Raw genomic sequence first — 18,172 nt, 5'->3', positions numbered from 1 at the left:
ACTCCCTGCGATCCAGCCGCGAGCGTCCAGGAGCCACCACATGCCCCGCCTCTGCCAGACCGACGGCCTCTCCGAGGACCAGAGCGAGATCCTCAAGGCGGTGCGGCAGTTCGTCGACGAGCAGATCATCCCGGTCGCGCAGGAGCTCGAGCACGCCGACGCGTACCCGACCGAGATCATCGAGGGGCTCAAGGAGCTCGGTGTCTTCGGCCTGACGATCCCGGAGGAGTTCGGCGGGCTGGGGGAGTCGCTGCTGACCTACGCGCTGGTGGTCGAGGAGATCGCGCGGGGCTGGATGAGCGTCTCCGGCGTGATCAACACCCACTTCATCGTCGCCTACATGCTCGTCCAGCACGGCACGGAGGAGCAGAAGCAGAAGTACCTGCCGCGGATGGCGACCGGTGAGGTGCGCGGCGCGTTCTCGATGTCCGAGCCCGGTCTCGGCTCCGACGTGTCGGCGGTGTCCACCAAGGCCACGAGGGCCGACGACGGCAGCTACTCGATCACGGGCCAGAAGATGTGGCTGACCAACGGCGCGACGTCGACCCTGGTCGCGGTGCTGACCAAGACCGACGAGGGCACCGAGAGCGTCTACAAGAACATGACGACCTTCCTGGTGGAGAAGGAGGCCGGGTTCGGCGAGACCGCCCAGGGCGTCACGGTGCCGGGCAAGATCGAGAAGATGGGCTACAAGGGCGTCGAGACGACCGAGCTCATCTTCGAGGGCCACCAGATCGGCGCCGACCAGATCCTCGGCGGGGAGCCCGGCAAGGGGTTCTTCCAGATGATGGACGGCGTCGAGGTGGGCCGGGTCAACGTCGCCGCACGCGCGTGCGGGCTGGCCTGGCGCGGCTTCGAGCTGGCGATCGCCTACGCCCAGCAGCGCAAGACCTTCGGCAAGCCGATCGCCGAGCACCAGGCGGTGCTGTTCCGTCTCGCCGAGATGGCCACCAAGGTCGAGGTCGCGCACACGATGATGGTCAAGGCCGCGCGGCTCAAGGACACCGGCCAGCGCATGGACGTCGAGGCCGGCATGGCCAAGATGGTCGCCAGCGAGTACGCCAACGAGGTCGTGGAGGACTCCTTCCGCATCCACGGCGGCTACGGCTACTCCAAGGAGTACGAGATCGAGCGGCTGATGCGCGAGGTCAAGTTCATGCTGATCGGCGAGGGCACCTCCGACATCCAGAAGATGATCATCGGCCGCAGCCTGCTCAAGGACTACAAGCTGGGCTGACCCCTGCCCCCGTGCCGGGCGGAGGTACGGGTGCGTCAGCCGCCGGCGGCTTCGGCCGCGGCGTCCGCCGCGGCGAGCGCCTCGCTGGCGGCCTCGACGACGTCGGGGGAGAGCACGTGCTCGATCGCCAGTGCCGAGGCGCCGAGCACGGCCGCCTCGCCTCCGGCGCGTGAGGTGACGATGCGCAGGTGCTCGGTCGCCAGCGGCAGGGACCGGTGGTAGACCGACTCGCGGATCCCGGCGAGCAGGTGCTCGCCCGCCCCCGCCACCTGGCCGCCGATGACGACGACCGAGGGGTTGATCAGGTTGACCATCGTGGCCACGACCTCGCCGATGTCGCGGCCGGCCTGACGCACGACGCCCATCGCGACCCGGCTGCCCGAGCGGACGAGCTCGACCACGTCGCCGCCGTCCTCCGCGGGCTCGCCCTGCGCGCGCACCGCGGCCGCGAGCGCCGGGCCCGCCGCCACGGCCTCGAGGCATCCCGAGTTGCCGCAGCGGCACAGCACGTCGTCGGCGCCCGGGACCCGGACGTGGCCCAGGTCGCCGGCCGTGCCCTGGGCGCCGCGCTGGAGCACGCCGCCGGAGACGATGCCGGCGCCGATGCCCGTGGCCACCTTGATGAGCACCAGGTCGTCGACGTCGCGCAGGTGCCGGCGCCGCTCGCCGAGCGCCATGATGTTGACGTCGTTGTCGACGAGCACCGGCACGGGGTACTTCTGCTGGAGGTAGGCGGGCACGTCGAAGCGGTCCCAGCCCGGCATGATCGGCGGGTTGATCGGGCGTCCGGTGTCGTGCTCGACCGGGCCCGGGAGACCGATGCCGATGGCCGCGAGGTCGTCGATCGGGCGGTCGCTGGTCGCGAGGAGGTCGCGGACCGAGTCCACGACCCAGGACAGCACGGCCTCGGGGCCGTCGGCGACCGCGATGCGGGCGTCGACCTCGCCGAGGATCGAGCCGTTGAGGTCGGTCAGCGCCGCGGTCGCGTGGGTGGCGCCGACGTCGACGCCGACGACCAGCTTGGCGGTGGGGTTGAGCGCGAAGAGCGCCGGGGGGCGTCCGCCGGTCGACCGGGCACCGCCGAACGGCGCCACCAGGCCCAGTCGCATGAGCGTGTCGATCCTGGCCGTGATCGTCGAGCGAGCCAGTCCGGTCGCCTCGGCCAGCTGGGCGCGGGTCCAGGGCCTTCCGTCTCGCAGCAGGTCGAAGAGCTCGCCGGTTCGCACGGGCGGAGTCAAGCACATGCGCGACTTTGCACGCCAGACCGGACACTTTTGCTGCGTGCTCGACAAAAGCCAGTGACGCGTGCCACAGTGGCGCCGTGCCTGCGAATGTGCCCGTGAACACGCCTGCGAACACCCCTGCGGACAACCCTGCGGACAACCCCGCCGAGACCGCCCTGGTCGCGACCGGGATGACGAAGAGCTTCTTCGGCAACACCGTGCTCGACCGCGTCGACCTGACGCTGCGCGCCGGCGAGGTCCATGGGCTCGTCGGCGAGAACGGCGCCGGCAAGTCCACGCTGATGAAGATGCTCGCCGGGGTCTACACCCCCGACAGCGGCACGGTGGTCGTCGGCGGCGAGAAGGTCTCGTTCAGCCACCCCGTGCAGGCCCAGCGGGCGGGGGTGTCCACGGTCTTCCAGGAGTTCAACCTCCTCCTCGAGCGCACCATCGCCGAGAACATCTGGCTCGGCCGCGAGCCGCGGCGCCTGGGCCGCCTCGGCCCCGTCGACACCGCGCGGATGCGCCGCGACACCGAGGAGCTGCTCGAGGGCCTCGGCGTGTCCGGCCTCCGGGCGGGCACGCTGGTGCGGAGCCTGTCGGTCGCCGAGCAGCAGATCGTCGAGATCGCCAAGGCGGTCAGCTTCGACGCGAAGGTGATCCAGATGGACGAGCCCACGGCGGCGCTCGCCGACCACGAGGTCGAGCTCCTCTACTCGATCATCCGCCGCCTCACCGATCGCGGCGTCGCCATCGTCTACGTCTCCCACCGGCTCAAGGAGGTCTTCGACCTCTGCTCGACGATCACCATCCTCAAGGACGGCCAGCACGTCGCCACCCGGCCGGCCGAGGACCTCAGCGAGGCCGAGCTCGTGCGGCTGATGGTGGGTCGCCCGCTGACCACCTACTTCCCCGACAAGCCCGCGGACGTCACCGTCGGCGACGTTCGCCTCGCGCTGTCCGGCGTCGGCAACGGCTACGTCGACGACGTCTCCCTCGAGGTCCGCGCGGGCGAGATCGTCGGGATCGCCGGGCTCCAGGGCTCTGGGCGCACCGAGCTCCTCGAGACCGTCTTCGGGGTGCACCCCGTGGCGCGCGGGACCATCGCCCTCGACGGCGCCCCGCTCAAGGTCAGCAGCCCCCGCCAGGGCGTGCGCGCCCGGCTCGCGTTCATCACCGAGGACCGCAAGGCCAAGGGCCTCGCGCTCAACCAGTCGATCCTCGACAACGCCCTCGGCGTCGTGCGGGCGGTCTTCCCGCGGCGCACGGGCGCCGCCCGACGCGACATGCCCGGCGTGCTGTCCAACCTCGACGTCGCCGCCCACAGCCTGGGCCAGGAGGTCCAGTTCCTCTCCGGCGGCAACCAGCAGAAGGTGGTGCTGGCCCGGTGGCTGAGCATCGACCCGCTGGTGGTGCTCATGGACGAGCCGACCCGCGGCATCGACGTCGGGGCCAAGCACCGCGTCTACGAGCTGATGCGCGAGCTGACCCGTCAGGGCGTCGCCGTGCTGATGGTCTCCAGCGAGCTCCCCGAGGTGATCGGCATGTCCGACCGGATCCTCGTGATGCGCGACGGCACCCTCGCCGGCTCGCTCCCGGCGGGTGCGAGCGAGGAGGCCGTGCTGGCCATGGCCACCGGAGCCGCACGCGAGGAGGCAGCATGAGCGCCACCACCGACCGGACGCCGGAGCCGGCCCGCACCCCGGCCTCCTCGACGGGGCAGGAGCCCCGCGACCCCGTGCGCCGGAGGCGCGTGGCGCGTCCGCGCGGCGCGCGACGGCTCGACTCGACCGCGCTCATCTACCTCGTCCTGCTCGGCGTCGTCGTCGCGTCCGCGGTGCTGACCGCGGTCGAGGGCCGCAACTTCTTCAGCCAGGGCAACACCTGGGCGGTGCTGACCGCGATGAGCGTGCTCGGCCTGATCGCGATCGGCCAGACCCTCGTGATCCTGGTGGGCAGCCTGGACCTCTCGGTGCCCTACGTCGTCAGCCTGGCCACCGTGATCGCGGCCGGCGGGATGAAGGGCCTGGACTCCAACCTGTGGCCCGCGGTCGTCAACACCCTCGCCCTGTGCGCGCTGGTCGGACTGGTCATGGGCGTGCTGGTCAGCGTCTTCGACGTGCACGGCTTCATCGCCAGCCTCGGTGTCGGGCTCATCGTCAGCGGCTACCTCGCCACCAACTACCAGGGCAGCCACGGCGACGCCTCGCCCGCGCTCGAGCTGCTGGGCCGCAGCGGCATCGCGGCGGTCGTGCCCACCGCGTTCATCCTGTTGCTGGCGGCCGCGCTCCTGGTCACGCTGATGCTGCGCTTCACCCGCCTGGGCCACCACCTCTACGCCATCGGCGGCAACCGCGACGTGGCGCGCATGTCGGGGGTGCGGACGACGGTGCCCGTGATCGCGGCGCACGTCCTCTGCTCGCTCCTCGCCGGGGTGGCGGGCCTGCTGCTGCTCTCGCGCACCGGGGTCGGCCTGCCGACGATCGGCTCGCAGGGGCGCTACGACCTGCTGTCCATTGCGGCCGTCGTGCTCGGCGGCACCCTGTTGGCCGGCGGCAAGGGCAGCGTGGTCGGCACCATCGGCGGCGTCGCGATCTTCGCCGTGCTCGACAACGTCATGGGCGTGATGCAGGTCAACCCGTTCCTCAAGGACTTCGTGCGCGGCCTGGTGATCGTGCTCGCGGTCGCGGTCTACGCCCGCCGCAGCGTCGTGCGCCGTCCACCCCGCTTCGGCTCCGACCGGCCCACGCTGCCACTCCCCGGGGCGGCCAACGGGTCCACGACCGGGTCCACCACCGGGTCCACCACGAAGGAGGAGACCGCATGAGCACCGCGACCGCCGGCACGGCCGCCGGCCGCACCCTGCCGCTCACGGAGGGCTCGCTGCCGCAGCGGATCCTGCGCGGGGCGCTGACCCCGGGCGGGGCGGTGTTCATCCTGCTCGCCCTGCTCTTCATCGCCGTCGTGTGGGTCAACCCGTCCTTCGGGGAGCCGCCGCAGCTCATCCGCTTCATCGGCCGCACCGCGCCGATCGCGATCGCCGCGATGGGGCAGTACTACGTGATCGTCTCCGGCGAGTTCGACCTCTCGATGGGCGCGGTCATCGCGACGCAGGTCGTCATCGCCGGCAACTACATCGGCGACGACGAGGGGCGCGTGCTGCCGGCCATCGGCCTGATGCTGCTCATCGGGGTGGTCGTCGGCCTGGTCAACGGGCTGGGCACCACGATCCTGCAGGTGCCGAGCTTCATCGTCACCCTCGGCACGATGCTCGCCCTCGGCGGACTGGTGCGCTACCTGACCGGTGGTGCCGCCACCGGCAACCCGGTCGACACCTTCCGCGAGATCGGCCGCGGCGGCGTCCAGGACGTGCCCGTCCTCGACGTGCTGCCCTACTCGGTCATCATCCTCGTCGCCGTCGCGGCGGCCGGCGTCTGGCTGATGCGCTCGCCGTTCGGCCGCACGCTGATCGCGACCGGCGACAACCCCGACGCCGCCGGCATCGCCGGCGCGAAGGTGTGGTGGGTCAAGACGCGGGCGTTCATCCTGTCCGCGCTCTCGGCCACCGTCGCCGGCATCCTGCTGGTCGGCTACGCCGGCGTGCACCCCTCCGTCGGCGCCGGCTACGAGTTCCAGGCGATCACCGCCGTCGTGCTCGGTGGGGTCGTGCTGGGCGGCGGACGGGGCTGGCTCCTCTCCGCCGCAGCCGGGGCGTTCGCCCTCGAGCTGCTCTTCTCGTTCCTCAACTTCCAGGAGGTCGAGTCGACCTGGAGGAACTCCGTCCAGGGCCTGATCATCATCCTCGCCGTCGCGCTGGCGGCCCGCGCCTGGTCGCTGGGTCGTCGTCCACCGTCTCGTCCCGCAGCACCCGCACCACCACCCACCACTGCCCGACCGGGCACCGAACCAGGAGAAAACTGATGCGCCACAAGATCCACCGCGCGCCGATGGCAGTGGCCTCGGCCCTGCTGCTCGGGGTGTTCGCCACCTCGTGCAGCACCGAGGACCCGACGGACTCCACCTCCGGCACCGACGAGACCTCGGAGACGTCCGAGTCGCCGGACGCCTCCGAGGAGGAGAGCCCCGCCGAGGAGCAGGAATGGTTCGACCAGGCCGTCTACGACACGCAGTTCGAGCAGCGGTCGGCGACCTTCGAGGGCGACACCGAGACGCCCTACCTGCAGTACATCGACGGCGAGATGACCGACACGTCCGACTACAAGGCCAAGGGCGCCCAGAAGGCGTGCTTCGCCAACGCCTCGATCTCCAACCCGTGGCGCCAGACCGGCTGGATCACCATGAACCAGCAGCTCAAGGCCCTGCAGGACGAGGGCGTCATCTCCGAGATGGAGACCCGCGACGCCGGTGACGACGACAACACCCAGATCGCCGACATCGACTACTTCATCTCCGAGGGCGACTGCGATGCCTTCATCATCTCGCCCAACTCCACCGCCGCGATGACCGACGCGGTCGAGCGCGCGTGCGAGACCGGCAAGCCCGTCGTCGTCTTCGACCGCGGCGTGCAGACCGACTGCGCCACCACCTTCATCCACCCGATCGGTGGCTTCGCGTGGGGCATCGACACCGCCGAGTTCCTCATCGACAACCTCGAGGAGGGCGACAAGGTCGTCGCGCTCCGCATCCTGCCGGGCGTCGACGTGCTCGAGCAGCGCTGGGCCGCGGCCGAGAAGCTCTTCGACGAGAACGGCATCGAGGCGGTCGACTACTTCACCGGCGCCGACCCGACCGAGATCAAGAAGATCATCACCGACGAGCTCGGCAAGGGCGAGGTCCAGGGCGTGTGGATGGACGCCGGCGACGGCGCCGTCGCGGCGATCGAGGCCTTCGAGGACTTCGGTGCCGACTACCCGGTGATGACCGGCGAGGACGAGATGAGCTTCCTGCGCAAGTGGGAGGACACCGGGCTGACCGGCCTGGCGCCCGTCTACTCCAACTTCCAGTGGCGCACCCCGCTCCTCGCGCTGCAGAAGATCTTCGCCGGCGAGGAGGTCCCCAAGGAGTGGGTGCTCCCGCAGACCCCGATCACCGAGGACGAGCGCAGCGACTACCTCGAGGCCAACGACGGCATGCCCGACGGCCACTACGCCAAGTTCGGCGGCGAGGACCTCGTGGGCTACCCCGACGTCTGGCAGGAGCGCCAGATCCCCTGATCCGGGCATGATCGACTGAAGCACCCGTCGGTGGGCCGGGCCGCGCCCGGCCCACCGACGTCCGTCCGACCCCCTGCCCAGCCAACCCGGAAGGACCTCCATGCGAGAGATCGGCGTCAACACGTGGGTCTGGACCTCACCGCTGACCGACGCGGACGTGGCCGGACTGCTGCGGCACATCGCCACGATGGGCTTCGACGCCGTCGAACTGCCGCTCGAGAACGCCGGCGACCTCACCGTCCCGGTCGTGGCCGAGGTGCTCGCCGAGACCGGCCTGACGCCGTGCGTCGTGGGGGCGATGGCACCCGGGCGCGACCTCGTCGACGCCGCGTGCGTCGCCGACACCCAGGACTACTTGCGGGCCTGCATCGACTTCGCCGCCGGCATCGGCGCGCGGACGGTGTGCGGCCCGTTCTACGCCGCCACGGGCCGCGTGTGGCGCATGGACGCCGACGCGCGGCGGGCGGCCTACGACGACCTCCACCGGCACCTCGCCCCCGTGGTCGACCACGCGGTCGAGCGGGGCGTGCGCCTCGGCGTCGAGCCGCTCAACCGCTACGAGACCTCCCTGGTCAACACCGTCGACCAGGCGCTGGACGCGCTCGGGCCGCTGCTCGGCGACGGTCTCGGACTCGCGCTCGACAGCTACCACCTCAACATCGAGGAGCGCTCGAGCGCGGGCGCGATCCGGGCCGCCGGCCCCCACCTGGCGCACGTCCAGGTCTGCGGCAGCGACCGGGGCGCGCCGGGCGGCGACCAGACCGACTGGCGTGCGTTCGTGCAGGGTCTCGACGAGGTGGCCTACGACGGCCCGCTCGTCATCGAGAGCTTCACGGCCGACAACGCCTCCATCGCCACGGCCGCCTCCATCTGGCGTCCGCTGGCACCCACCCAGGACGAGCTCGCCCGAGACGGCTTGTCGTTCCTCCGGTCGCTCGCCTGAGCGACCGCCACCTCACGGCAGGAGAAGCACGTGACCAGCACACCCAGCGCATCGGGCGCCGCCGGGTCCCCGGGAGTGGCCGTCATCGGCTACGCGTTCATGGGCAAGGCCCACTCCCACGCATGGCGCAACGTCGCCTCGCTCCGACCCGGCGCCCCCGGCGTGCGCCAGCAGGTCCTGGTCGGTCGCGACGCGGAGGCGGTGGCCACGGCGGCCGGGCAGTACGGCTGGGCCGAGTCGGCCACCGACTGGCGCGCGGTGATCGAGCGCGACGACGTCGACATCGTGGACGTCTGCGTCCCCGGCCACCTGCACGCCGAGGTCGCGATCGCCGCGCTGGAGGCCGGCAAGCACGTCATCGCCGAGAAGCCGCTCGCCAACACCATGGCCGAGGCGGAGAAGATGGTCGCCACCGCCCGCGCCGCCCGCGAGCACGGGGTGCACTCGATGGTCGGCTTCAACTACCGGCGCGTCCCAGCGCTGGTGCTTGCGCGTCGGCACATCGCCGAAGGCCGGCTCGGCGAGGTGCGCCAGGTGCGCGTGTCCTACCTGCAGGACTGGCTGGCCGACGACGCCGCGCCCATGACCTGGCGGCTGCGCCGCGAGCTCGCCGGGTCGGGCGCCCTCGGCGACCTCGGCTCGCACGCCGTGGACCAGGTGCGTTTCCTGCTCGGCCAGGAGGTCACGGCGGTCAACGCGCTGACCCACACGTTCGTGGGCGAGCGCCAGGGCGCGGACGGTCCCGAGGAGGTGAGCGTCGACGACGCCGCGTGGGGCACCCTGCGCACCGACGGCGGCGCCGTGGTCAGCCTCGAGGTCACGCGCATGGCCACCGCGCGCAAGAACGCCCTCGGGATCGAGGTCTACGGCAGCAACGGCGCACTGCGCTTCGACCTCGAGTCGCTCAACCACCTCGACCTCTGCCTCGACGGCTCCGAGGGCTTCCGGCGCGTCCTGGTGACCGACCAGGACGACCCCTACATCGACGGCTGGTGGCCACCGGGCCACGTGCTCGGCTGGGACGCGACCTTCACCAACCAGGCCGCCGACTTCCTCGCCGCCCTCGCGGCCGGGGAGGAGCCCACCCCGTCGTTCGAGGACGGCCTCGCCGTGCAGCGCGTGCTGGCCGCGATCGAGGCGAGCTCGGCCAGGGGCGGGAGCTGCGTCGACGTCGACGCGTGACCCGCCGTGTGACTGCCCTCACGAGAGGGTCCCGGCGGGTGCGGGGTGCGGCACCATGTGCGGCATGAAGACCAACGCCGGCAACTTCTTCGAGGACTTCACCGTCGGGCAGGTGATCGAGCACGCCACGCCGCGCACGGTCACCGAGGGCGACCGGGCGCTCTACGGCGCGATCTACCCGACCCGCTTCGCGGTCCCCTCCTCGGCGGGGTTCGCGGCGTCGGTCGGGCTGGCGCCCCACCCGGTCGAGGAGCTCGTCGCCTTCCACATCGCCTTCGGCAAGACCGTCCCCGACGTGTCGCTCAACGCCGTCGCGAACCTCGGCTACGCGGAGTGTCGCTTCCACCTGCCCGTCGTGCCGGGCGACACGCTGCGCACCCGCTCGGAGGTGATCGGCCTCAAGCAGAACTCCAGCGGGCGCACCGGCGTGGTGTGGGTGCGCTCGACCGCGACCAACCAGCGCGGCGAGGTCGCCATCGACTGGGCCCGCTGGGTGATGGTGCACAAGCGGTCGGCTGACTCACCTGCTCCGGAGACCGTCGTCCCCGTCCTCGCGGACGCTGTCGCGCCCGCCGACCTGGTCGTGCCGGCCGGCCTCGACCTCTCGTCGTACGACGTCGTGGCGGCGGGCGAGCCGCACCGGCTCGGCGACTACGAGGTGGGGGAGCGCATCGACCACGTCGACGGCGTGACGCTCACCGACGCCGAGCACATGATGGCCACCCGGCTGTGGCAGAACACCGCCAAGGTGCACTTCAACACCGACGCGCGTCCCGACGGCAGGCGCCTGGTCTACGGCGGCCACGTGATCTCGCTGGCGCGGGCGCTGTCGTTCAACGGGCTGGCCAACGCCCAGCTCGTGGCCGCGATCAACGCCGGCGCGCACGTCGCCCCGGCGTTCGCCGGCGACACCGTGCACGCCTGGTCGGAGGTGCTCGACACGGCCGTCCTCGACGCCCTCGGGGTCGGCGCGCTGCGGCTGCGGCTCGTGGCCACCAAGGGCCGCGACGAGTCGATGACGCTGCGCGGCGACGACGGGGCCTACGCCGACGGCGTGCTGCTCGACCTCGACTACTGGGCGCTCGTCCCGCGCTGAGGCCCGCCGGAGCCCCGGTGGGTCACCGGCGCCCGGCGACCCGGCGTACGACGCGCTGCACGGCGGCGCGTGGGGACGGCGCTGGGGCGGCGGCATCGGCCACGGACGCCGCGGCGGGGGAGCCGTGCCGGAGCAGGTCGCCCACGACCGCGTCGAGCGCCTCGTCCAGGGAGCCGGCCGGGTCGAGACCGAGCCGGTCCAGGACGGTGCGGCCGGCGGCGAGCAGCTCGGAATCGGTCGCGTCGTCGGGCGTGCGACCGGTGCGCGGGTCGGCGGGCAGCAGGTCATCGAGGTCGCCGGCGACGTCGTAGGACCGCGAGCGGAGGTCGGCGACCGTGGCCTCCGACCGCTCGCGGACCCACCCGTGGTGGCGGGCGGGCAGGACGAACGGCTCGCGGGGCGCCGACCCGGCGAGCGCCTCCGGCACGAAGGTGCCCTTGACGTGGCGGGTCAGGGCGGGGGAGCGTCGTGAGCGCGGCAGGCGCTCGTTGACCCGCCGCAGCAGCTCGGCCTCGACCAGGCCCAGCGAGTCGTTGGGTCGCCTGGCCTCGGTGTCGAGGCCGGTGACGTCGAGGCCCAGCACCGCGGCGCTGCGCCGCCACAGCTCCTCGCGCGGCGCCCCTGCCGGCGGCACGACGACGAGGTGCGCCCGCCTGTCGGGCAGGCCGGCGGACCAGCGGTCGAGGATCGCCGGCACGTCCTGGTAGCGCCAGAACTTCTGGTCGCCCTCGCCGCGCCGCACGGTGGCGAGGAAGCGCCGGTAGGGCTGGCGGGCGCCCATCTTGACCCGCTGCTGCCACGCCGAGGGCAGCACCCGGCCGAGGTCGCGAGCGGTGACCACGACGTGCACCTCGTCGGCCGCGCCGGCCAGGTCGGCGAGGGCGGCCGCGGCGGCGTCGCCGCGAGAGTCGGAGAAGTGCTCGTTGGACACCAGCACGTCGCCCGGCCACTCGCGGGCCTCCTCGACCAGCCGGCGCCACGCGTCGCGCTCGCGCGCGGCGAGGGTGTCGAGCACCGTCGACATGCCCTTGACCACCGCGGCGGCCGCGAAGTGGTCACGCCGGCGCCCGGGCAGCAGCAGCCCGCGGGTGCGCAGCTCGTCGCGGTGGCGCCACCACAGGTCCTGGAGGAACGTGGTGCCGGACTTCGCGGTCCCGACGTGGAGGAACACACGGCGAGCCATGCCGGCGACCCTACTCGGTCACGGCAGACTCGATCCGTGCACCGCGACCTCCTGCCCCACCTCGTCCCCGAGCTCGACCCGCAGGCCGAGGCGGCGTTCGCGGCCAGGCTCGACGAGAGCCTCGCCCCCCGCGACCCCTCGATGCTGCTCCAGGTGGTGCGTGAGCTCGGGCTGCCGCCCGACAGCCGGGTCGTCGACGTCGCGTGCGGCGACGGCGACCACGCCGTCCGGCTGGCCACGCACTTCGGCTTCCGGGTGCTCGGCCTCGACCTCGTCCAGGGCCACCTCGACCACGCCCGCGCCGTCCGCCGCGACCTCGTGCCCGACATCGCCTCGCGCCTCGCCTTCGAGCGGGGCAGCGCCACCGAGGTGCCGGTGCGCGACGCGATGCTCGACCTGGTCTGGTGCCGCGACGCGATGGTGCACGTCGGGCACCCCGAGGACGCCTTCGCCGAGTTCGCCCGGGTGCTGCGTCCCGGCGGCCACGTCGTGGCCCACCAGGCGGTCGCCACCGACCTGCTCGGCCACGCGGAGGCCCGGTGGCTCTTCGAGGTGCTCGGCGTGGTGCCGGCCGCCGCCGACCCGCGGGCCATCGACGCCGCGATCGAGCGCTCGGGCCTCGAGGTGGTCGACACCATCGACCTGTCCTCCGAGTGGGCCGAGTGGTCCCAGGAGCACGACGGCACGGCCGGTCGCGCGCTCCTGCACCTCGCCCGGCTGCTGCGCGAGCCGGAGCGCTACCGCGCGGAGTTCGGCGACGCGGCGTACGAGGTGACGGTGGCCCGGTGTCGCTGGCAGGTCCACCGGATGACGGGCGGCCTCGGCGCACGGCTCGACGTGCTGCGACGGCCTTAACCGCTCGACCCGTGTGGTCGCGTTTGACAGGGTGGACCATTCGTAGCGTCATCGACGAGGAGGACCTCATGGCTGGCCAGGACCCCAACGCAGACATCAAGGCGAAGATGCGGGAGGCCCTCGATCGCAAGAAGGGCCACGACCACCCCGACGACACGGCCGGGTCGCGCGAGAAGGCACACGGATCCGAGGTCAACGACAAGAACGTCGCCAAGCCGATGCATCGGCGCAAGGCCGGTGGCGGAGGCGCGTGACCCGGGGTGGGCGGTCACTTCGCGCCGGCGGGCACCTCGTCCGCCGGCGCGAAGGCCCGTGCCAGCCAGAACAGCGCCACCACGAGCACCAGCGGGACGGCGAAGCCGACCCGCAGCGATCCTGAGCCGACCGCTCCCGTCATCACCGCGCCGAGCAGCGCGCCGGCGTAGTTGAACTGGTTGAACCGCGCGACCACGGCGTCGACGCGCGCCCGGCGGGTCGCCGGGTCGGCGTCGCGGCCCGCCAGCGCAGCCGCGGCGGAGAAGCTCAGGGGCGCGACGACCGCGACCCCGCAGCCGAGCAGCGTGAAGCCGAGCACGGCGACCGGCCACGAGGGTGCGGCGACGACCACCACGAGCGCGACGAGGGCCACGCCCGCCCCGACCCGCAGCAGCCGGACTGCGCCGACCTGCTCGGTGAGGCGGTCGCCGGCGAGGCGCACCAGCCCGCTCGCGACGAGGTAGGGCAGCGTCGCCAGGGCGACCAGCCCCTCGGGTGCGTCGAAGACGGCGTCGAGGTAGACCGGTCCCCAGGTCGCCGCCGCGGTGTCCACGGTGTAGAACACGACCAGGGCCAGGCCGACCGCGACGATCGCCCGCCACGGGACGTCGACGGGCGCGCCGGTCGCGGCCACGCCGTGGTCGCGGGGCAGGTAGGGCGCCGCCGCGGCGGCCAGCGGCAGCACCGCGACCACCGCCACCGCCGACCACGGGAGGTCGCCCGCGGCGAGGGTGCCGATGGCGCCGACCACGCCGCCCAGCGTCCAGGCGCCGTGGCACGACGGCAGCACCACCCGGCCGAGCCGGTGCTCCAGCGCCACCGCCTGCATGTTGCCCGTCGCGTCGACCAGCCCCAGCCCCACGCCGTACGCCGCGAGGCCGAGCACGAAGACGAGCGTGGTGGGCGCGAGGACCACGACGGCCACCGAGCCCGCCACCACGAGCAGGCCGGCGCGCAGCACCACGGCGCTGTCCAGGCGGGGGGCGAGCCGCTCGGCGACCAGCGAGCCGACCCCGGCGAGGAGCACCATCATCAGCAGGACGCCCGACAGCGCGAGCTCGTCGAGGTCCCACCGGTCCTGGAAGCGGGGCAGGCGGGTGGTGAGGCTGATGAAGACCAGGCCCTGCACGCCGAACGCCGCCGAGATCGCCCAGCGGGCCCGGCGCACGTCGGACTCCGCCCCGCTCCGTCCGGCCGTCGTCATGGTGAGCATCGTGGCAGCCCGACCGGCCGGTCGTGGCAGACTCTCGCGACATGTCCTCCGATGGTCCCGAGCTCTGGGTGGTCCGCCACGGCGAGACGGAGTGGAGCCGCGACGGCAAGCACACCTCGACCACCGACCTCCCCCTCACCGAGGACGGCGAGGCGGCGGCCGCAGCGCTGGCCCCGCGGCTGACCGGGGTCGGGTTCGACCTGGTCCTCACCAGCCCCCGCCGGCGCGCGCGCCGTACGGCCGAGCTGGCCGGCTTCCCCGACGCGGAGGTGGACGAGGACCTCGTCGAGTGGGCCTACGGCGACTACGAGGGCGTGACGACCGCCGAGGTCCGCGAGACCGTGCCCGGCTGGACCGTGTGGACCCACCCCATGCCCGGCGGCGAGACGCCCGACGAGGTCGCGGCGCGGCTCGACCGCGTCATCGCGCGGGCGCGGCGCCACGACCGCGTGCTCGCCTTCGCCCACGGCCACTCGCTGCGCGTGCTCACGGCGCGGTGGCTCGAGCAGTCGCCGTCCGAGGGCCGGTTCTTCAAGCTGGACACCTCGACCGTCTCGGTCCTCGGCTACGAGCGGGAGCACCCGACGCTCCTGAGCTGGAACAGCTGACGTGCGGATCGACCTCCACACGCACTCCTCGGCCAGCGACGGCACCGACACCCCCGGAGACCTGGTGCGCGAGGCCGCCGCGGCCGGCCTCGACGTCGTCGCGCTCACCGACCACGACGCGATGTCCGGGTGGGCCGAGGCGCAGCGCGCCGCCGACGAGGTCGGCATCACCCTCGTCCGCGGCCTCGAGATCAGCACGAGGTACGGCCACCGCGGCGTGCACCTGCTCGGCTACCTCCCCGACCCGGCCCACCCCCCGCTCGCGGCCACCCTCGACCGGATCCTCGCCGGCCGCACCGAGCGCACGCCCGCGATCGTCGCGGCCCTCCGCGCGGAGGGCATCGACATCACCGAGGACGACGTGCACCGCGAGGCCGGCGGCTCCGTCGCGGCCGGCCGGCCCCACGTCGCCGACGCGCTCGTGCGCCTCGGCCTGGTCGCCGACCGCACCGAGGCGTTCGAGGTGCTGCTCAACCCGGGCCGCCCCGGCTACGTCAACCGCTGGGCCCCTCCGCTCGAGGAGACGATCGGCCTGGTCACCGACGCCGGGGGAGTGGCGGTGATCGCGCACCCGTGGGGCCGCAGCGGCCGGACGGTCCTCGACGAGGAGGCGCTGAGCTCGCTCGCGGCGGCCGGGCTCGCCGGCATCGAGGTGGACCACCAGGACCACCCGCCCGAGGTGCGCTCCCGGCTGCGCGGCATCGCCGCCGACCTCGACCTCGTCGTGACGGGCAGCAGCGACCACCACGGCCTCGGCAAGGTCGACCACGACCTCGGCGTCAACACGACCGACCCCGAGCAGTACGAGCGGCTCCTGTCGCTGGCCCGCAACCCGCTCGATGGCTGAGCCCTCGCCCCGGCCCCCGGCCGGGCTCCCGACGGTGCTCCCCGACCGGGTCCTGGTCTACGGCGTCACCGGCTCGGGCAAGAGCACGGCCGCGCTCGCGGTCGGCGCCCGCACCGGTCACCCGGTGACGCTGGTCGACGAGCTCACGTGGCTGCCCGGCTGGGTGCCGGTGGACGCCGAAGTGCAGCGCGAGGTGATCGGGCGGGTCGTCGCGGAGGAGAGGTGGCTGCTCGACTCGGCGTACGGCGCCTGGCTCGACCTCGTGCTCCCGCGCGCCCAGCTCGTGGTCGGCCTCGACTACCCGCGCTGGCTCTCGTTCGGCCGGCTGGTCCGGCGCACGGTGTCGGGCGCGATCACGCGGGAGCCCCGGTGCAACGGCAATGTCGAGACGTGGCGCGCCATCGCGCGACGCGACTCGATCCTCGTGTGGCACTTCCGGTCCTTCGCCCGCAAGCGCGCGCGGATGCGGGCCTGGGCCGCCTCGCCCGCCGGTCCGCCGGTGCTCCTCTTCCGCAGCCCCCGCGACCTCGAGTCGTGGCTCGCCACCCTGGCCCCCGCCGCCTGACCTCACGCTCCGCGCCGCGGCGACAGGGATCGTGGAAGATCCGAGCCACCAGGTGACTCGGATCCTCCACGATCCCTGCTCAGCGGCGCACCATCCGCCGCTCGAGGTGCAGGTCGCCCAGCGCCTCGGCGTCACCGACCTCGGCGGGAGCGATGCGCGCGGTCACCGGCGACCGATCGACTGGGTCAACCGGAGCACCCGGTTGGGGATGGCCCGGGTCAGCGCGACGATGGTCTTGTACTGCGCGCCGGGGATGGAGAAGGCGCGGCCCTTGTCGAAGTCGTCCAGCGACGTGCGGACCAGGAAGTCGGCGTCGAGCCACAGGAAGCCGTCGCCGCGCGCGACCTGCATGCGCTGGTGGAACTCGGTCTTGGTGAAGCCGGGGCACAGCGCCATGACCGTGACGCCCCGCGAGCGGTACTCCAGGTGCGCCCACTCGCTGAAGCTGTTGACCCACGCCTTGGCGGCCGAGTAGGTGCCGCGGGGGAGGAACGCCGCGACGCTGGAGACGTTGATGATGCCGCCGTGGCCGCGCTCCGCCATCGCGCCCAGCGCGGCGTGGCTGAGCCGCAGCACGGCGGTCACCAGCACCTCGAGCATCGCGGTCTCGTCGTCGGCGGAGTTGTCGAGGAAGCGCTGCTTGAGCCCGAAGCCGGCGTTGTTGACCAGCAGGTCGACGGGTCGCTCGCGGTCGGCGACGCGGGCCTCGACCGTGGCGAGCTGCTCGCGGTCGCCGAGGTCGGCGACGAGCACCTCGACCTCCACCCCGTGGGCGCGGCGCAGCTCCTCGGCGACCTGCTCGAGCCGGGCGGCGTCGCGGGCGACGAGGACCAGGTCGTGGCCGCGCGCGGCGAGCTGGACGGCGTACTCGTGGCCGATGCCGGCGGTCGCGCCGGTGATCAGTGCGGTGGTCATGCGGACAGCATTTCAGCACCTGCCTCCGCTCGCACCCCGGTCCGGCACAATGGCAGGCAATGAGCACCAAGAGCCGGGGAGCGGCCCCCGTCACGCTGGCCGTCGCCAACCAGAAGGGCGGGGTGGCCAAGACCACGTCCGTCGCCTCCATCGGCGCCGCGCTCGCGGAGCTCGGGCACCGCGTGCTGCTGGTGGACCTCGACCCGCAGGCGTGCTTGACGTTCTCCCTGGGCATCGACCCCGAGGACGTCGAGACGTCGGTGCACCACGTGCTGACCCAGGGCGTCGACCCGGCGGAGGTCATCCTCGCGACCGAGGACGGCGTCGACCTCCTGCCCGCCACCATCGAGCTCGCCCGCGCCGAGGCCGACCTGCTCACCCGCACGGGTCGCGAGCACGTCATCAAGGGCGCGCTCGAGCAGCTGGCCGACGGCCTCGCCGACACCGAGGAGGGCCCCTACGACTGGGTGCTCCTCGACTGCCCGCCCTCGCTCGGCGTCCTGACGGTCGCGGCGCTGACCGCGGCGGACGGCCTGCTCGTGCCGTTGCAGTGCGAGACGCTGTCGCACCGCGGGGTGGGCCAGCTGCTCGACACCGTCCACGACGTGCGCCGCTTCACCAACCGCGGCCTCGAGGTGTGGGGCGTGCTGCCGACGCTCTACGACGGCCGCACCACCCACGCCCGCACGGTGCTGGAGACGATCAGCGAGACCTACGACCTCGAGGTGGTCGAGCCGCCGATCCCGAAGACCATCAAGTTCGCCGAGGCGCCGGCCGCGGGCCGGTCGATCCTCGCCACCAGCCGCTCCAGCAAGGGGGCCGCGGCCTACCGCGAGGTGGCCCGCAACCTCGTCGCTCGCGCGAGCAGGTAGGGCG

Annotated in this window: 18 protein-coding genes; 14 read left to right on the top strand and 4 right to left on the bottom strand. The window is 73.0% G+C overall.

All coding sequences use genetic code 11. From position 1 onward, the window contains the following. The first annotated feature begins 40 nt into the window (after positions 1-40). Positions 41-1,237: an acyl-CoA dehydrogenase family protein gene (locus AC4H2S_RS14810; RefSeq protein ID WP_491497736.1), complete on the top strand. Its 1,197-nt coding sequence runs from the start codon at positions 41-43 to the stop codon at positions 1,235-1,237. 35 nt (positions 1,238-1,272) lie between these two features. Here the strand turns inward: AC4H2S_RS14810 and AC4H2S_RS14805 are convergent, their stop codons facing one another. Then, complete coding sequence (locus AC4H2S_RS14805) at positions 1,273-2,463, bottom strand: ROK family transcriptional regulator (protein ID WP_491497735.1); 1,191 nt, start codon at positions 2,461-2,463, stop codon at positions 1,273-1,275. Positions 2,464-2,576: 113 nt separating this feature from the next. Between AC4H2S_RS14805 and AC4H2S_RS14800 the strand changes: the two genes are divergently transcribed. The 7 genes from AC4H2S_RS14800 (at position 2,577) to AC4H2S_RS14770 (ending at position 10,855) form a co-directional block, all read left to right on the top strand. Then, a complete protein-coding gene (locus AC4H2S_RS14800) occupies positions 2,577-4,124 on the top strand; it encodes a sugar ABC transporter ATP-binding protein (protein WP_491497734.1) in 1,548 nt (515 codons plus the stop codon). After that, the gene (locus AC4H2S_RS14795) at positions 4,121-5,287 is read left to right on the top strand and encodes an ABC transporter permease (protein ID WP_491497733.1); all 1,167 of its coding nucleotides are present in this window, start codon (positions 4,121-4,123) and stop codon (positions 5,285-5,287) included. Before AC4H2S_RS14800 ends, AC4H2S_RS14795 begins: the two co-directional genes overlap by 4 nt. Beyond that, positions 5,284-6,381, top strand: coding sequence for an ABC transporter permease (locus AC4H2S_RS14790; RefSeq protein WP_491497732.1), 1,098 nt, complete (start codon positions 5,284-5,286; stop codon positions 6,379-6,381). Before AC4H2S_RS14795 ends, AC4H2S_RS14790 begins: the two co-directional genes overlap by 4 nt. Continuing rightward, entirely contained in the window at positions 6,381-7,634 is a 1,254-nt protein-coding gene (locus AC4H2S_RS14785; protein WP_491497731.1) for a substrate-binding domain-containing protein, read from the top strand. The genes AC4H2S_RS14790 and AC4H2S_RS14785 overlap by 1 nt, the downstream gene beginning before the upstream one ends. A gap of 100 nt (positions 7,635-7,734) precedes the next feature. Beyond that, entirely contained in the window at positions 7,735-8,577 is an 843-nt protein-coding gene (locus AC4H2S_RS14780) for a sugar phosphate isomerase/epimerase family protein (protein ID WP_491497730.1), read from the top strand. 30 nt (positions 8,578-8,607) lie between these two features. Next, a complete protein-coding gene (locus AC4H2S_RS14775; protein ID WP_491497729.1) occupies positions 8,608-9,759 on the top strand; it encodes a Gfo/Idh/MocA family protein in 1,152 nt (383 codons plus the stop codon). 64 nt (positions 9,760-9,823) lie between these two features. Further along, on the top strand, positions 9,824-10,855 hold the full coding sequence (locus AC4H2S_RS14770) for a MaoC family dehydratase (RefSeq protein WP_491497728.1): 1,032 nt from the start codon (positions 9,824-9,826) through the stop codon (positions 10,853-10,855). A gap of 22 nt (positions 10,856-10,877) precedes the next feature. Here AC4H2S_RS14770 and AC4H2S_RS14765 read toward each other — a convergent pair whose 3' ends face one another. Then, a complete protein-coding gene (locus tag AC4H2S_RS14765; RefSeq protein ID WP_491497727.1) occupies positions 10,878-12,038 on the bottom strand; it encodes a hypothetical protein in 1,161 nt (386 codons plus the stop codon). A 36-nt stretch (positions 12,039-12,074) separates the two neighbouring features. Between AC4H2S_RS14765 and AC4H2S_RS14760 the strand changes: the two genes are divergently transcribed. Beyond that, positions 12,075-12,893, top strand: coding sequence for a class I SAM-dependent methyltransferase (locus AC4H2S_RS14760; RefSeq protein ID WP_491497726.1), 819 nt, complete (start codon positions 12,075-12,077; stop codon positions 12,891-12,893). Positions 12,894-12,961: 68 nt separating this feature from the next. Next, the gene (locus tag AC4H2S_RS14755; RefSeq protein ID WP_491497725.1) at positions 12,962-13,147 is read left to right on the top strand and encodes a DUF5302 family protein; all 186 of its coding nucleotides are present in this window, start codon (positions 12,962-12,964) and stop codon (positions 13,145-13,147) included. 14 nt (positions 13,148-13,161) lie between these two features. On the opposite strand, the gene AC4H2S_RS14750 is transcribed toward AC4H2S_RS14755, so the two are convergent. Next, positions 13,162-14,352, bottom strand: a complete 1,191-nt coding sequence (locus AC4H2S_RS14750; protein ID WP_491497724.1) for an MFS transporter — start codon at positions 14,350-14,352, stop codon at positions 13,162-13,164. Positions 14,353-14,402: 50 nt separating this feature from the next. Between AC4H2S_RS14750 and AC4H2S_RS14745 the strand changes: the two genes are divergently transcribed. The 3 genes from AC4H2S_RS14745 to AC4H2S_RS14735 are packed head-to-tail and all read left to right on the top strand — an operon-like array spanning position 14,403 to position 16,381. Further along, complete coding sequence (locus AC4H2S_RS14745; protein ID WP_491497723.1) at positions 14,403-14,969, top strand: histidine phosphatase family protein; 567 nt, start codon at positions 14,403-14,405, stop codon at positions 14,967-14,969. A gap of 1 nt (position 14,970) precedes the next feature. Beyond that, entirely contained in the window at positions 14,971-15,816 is an 846-nt protein-coding gene (locus AC4H2S_RS14740; protein ID WP_491497722.1) for a PHP domain-containing protein, read from the top strand. Further along, positions 15,809-16,381 carry a P-loop NTPase family protein gene (locus AC4H2S_RS14735; RefSeq protein ID WP_491497721.1) on the top strand — a complete coding sequence of 191 codons (573 nt, stop codon included), beginning with the start codon at positions 15,809-15,811 and terminating at the stop codon, positions 16,379-16,381. The genes AC4H2S_RS14740 and AC4H2S_RS14735 overlap by 8 nt, the downstream gene beginning before the upstream one ends. Before the next feature lie 162 nt (positions 16,382-16,543). On the opposite strand, the gene AC4H2S_RS14730 is transcribed toward AC4H2S_RS14735, so the two are convergent. After that, positions 16,544-17,296, bottom strand: coding sequence for an SDR family NAD(P)-dependent oxidoreductase (locus tag AC4H2S_RS14730; RefSeq protein WP_491497720.1), 753 nt, complete (start codon positions 17,294-17,296; stop codon positions 16,544-16,546). A gap of 59 nt (positions 17,297-17,355) precedes the next feature. Between AC4H2S_RS14730 and AC4H2S_RS14725 the strand changes: the two genes are divergently transcribed. After that, the gene (locus AC4H2S_RS14725) at positions 17,356-18,168 is read left to right on the top strand and encodes a ParA family protein (protein WP_491497719.1); all 813 of its coding nucleotides are present in this window, start codon (positions 17,356-17,358) and stop codon (positions 18,166-18,168) included. The last annotated feature ends 4 nt before the right edge of the window (positions 18,169-18,172 follow it).

It is taken from the genome of Nocardioides sp. Z13_37 (assembly GCF_058355585.1).
Note: the sequence above shows the minus strand (reverse complement) of the source record. Positions and strands in the feature narration are given on the sequence as shown.

Bases quoted from the DNA above. Each gene is read 5' to 3' on its own strand.
- AC4H2S_RS14765 (WP_491497727.1), bottom strand. From the start codon at position 12,038: ATGGCTCGCCGTGTGTTCCTCCACGTCGGGACCGCGAAGTCCGGCACC.
- AC4H2S_RS14770 (WP_491497728.1), top strand. From the start codon at position 9,824: ATGAAGACCAACGCCGGCAACTTCTTCGAGGACTTCACCGTCGGGCAG.
- AC4H2S_RS14725 (WP_491497719.1), top strand. From the start codon at position 17,356: ATGAGCACCAAGAGCCGGGGAGCGGCCCCCGTCACGCTGGCCGTCGCC.
- AC4H2S_RS14750 (WP_491497724.1), bottom strand. From the start codon at position 14,352: ATGACGACGGCCGGACGGAGCGGGGCGGAGTCCGACGTGCGCCGGGCC.
- AC4H2S_RS14755 (WP_491497725.1), top strand. From the start codon at position 12,962: ATGGCTGGCCAGGACCCCAACGCAGACATCAAGGCGAAGATGCGGGAG.
- AC4H2S_RS14745 (WP_491497723.1), top strand. From the start codon at position 14,403: ATGTCCTCCGATGGTCCCGAGCTCTGGGTGGTCCGCCACGGCGAGACG.
- AC4H2S_RS14735 (WP_491497721.1), top strand. From the start codon at position 15,809: ATGGCTGAGCCCTCGCCCCGGCCCCCGGCCGGGCTCCCGACGGTGCTC.
- AC4H2S_RS14790 (WP_491497732.1), top strand. From the start codon at position 5,284: ATGAGCACCGCGACCGCCGGCACGGCCGCCGGCCGCACCCTGCCGCTC.
- AC4H2S_RS14780 (WP_491497730.1), top strand. From the start codon at position 7,735: ATGCGAGAGATCGGCGTCAACACGTGGGTCTGGACCTCACCGCTGACC.
- AC4H2S_RS14810 (WP_491497736.1), top strand. From the start codon at position 41: ATGCCCCGCCTCTGCCAGACCGACGGCCTCTCCGAGGACCAGAGCGAG.
- AC4H2S_RS14730 (WP_491497720.1), bottom strand. From the start codon at position 17,296: ATGACCACCGCACTGATCACCGGCGCGACCGCCGGCATCGGCCACGAG.
- AC4H2S_RS14795 (WP_491497733.1), top strand. From the start codon at position 4,121: ATGAGCGCCACCACCGACCGGACGCCGGAGCCGGCCCGCACCCCGGCC.
- AC4H2S_RS14785 (WP_491497731.1), top strand. From the start codon at position 6,381: ATGCGCCACAAGATCCACCGCGCGCCGATGGCAGTGGCCTCGGCCCTG.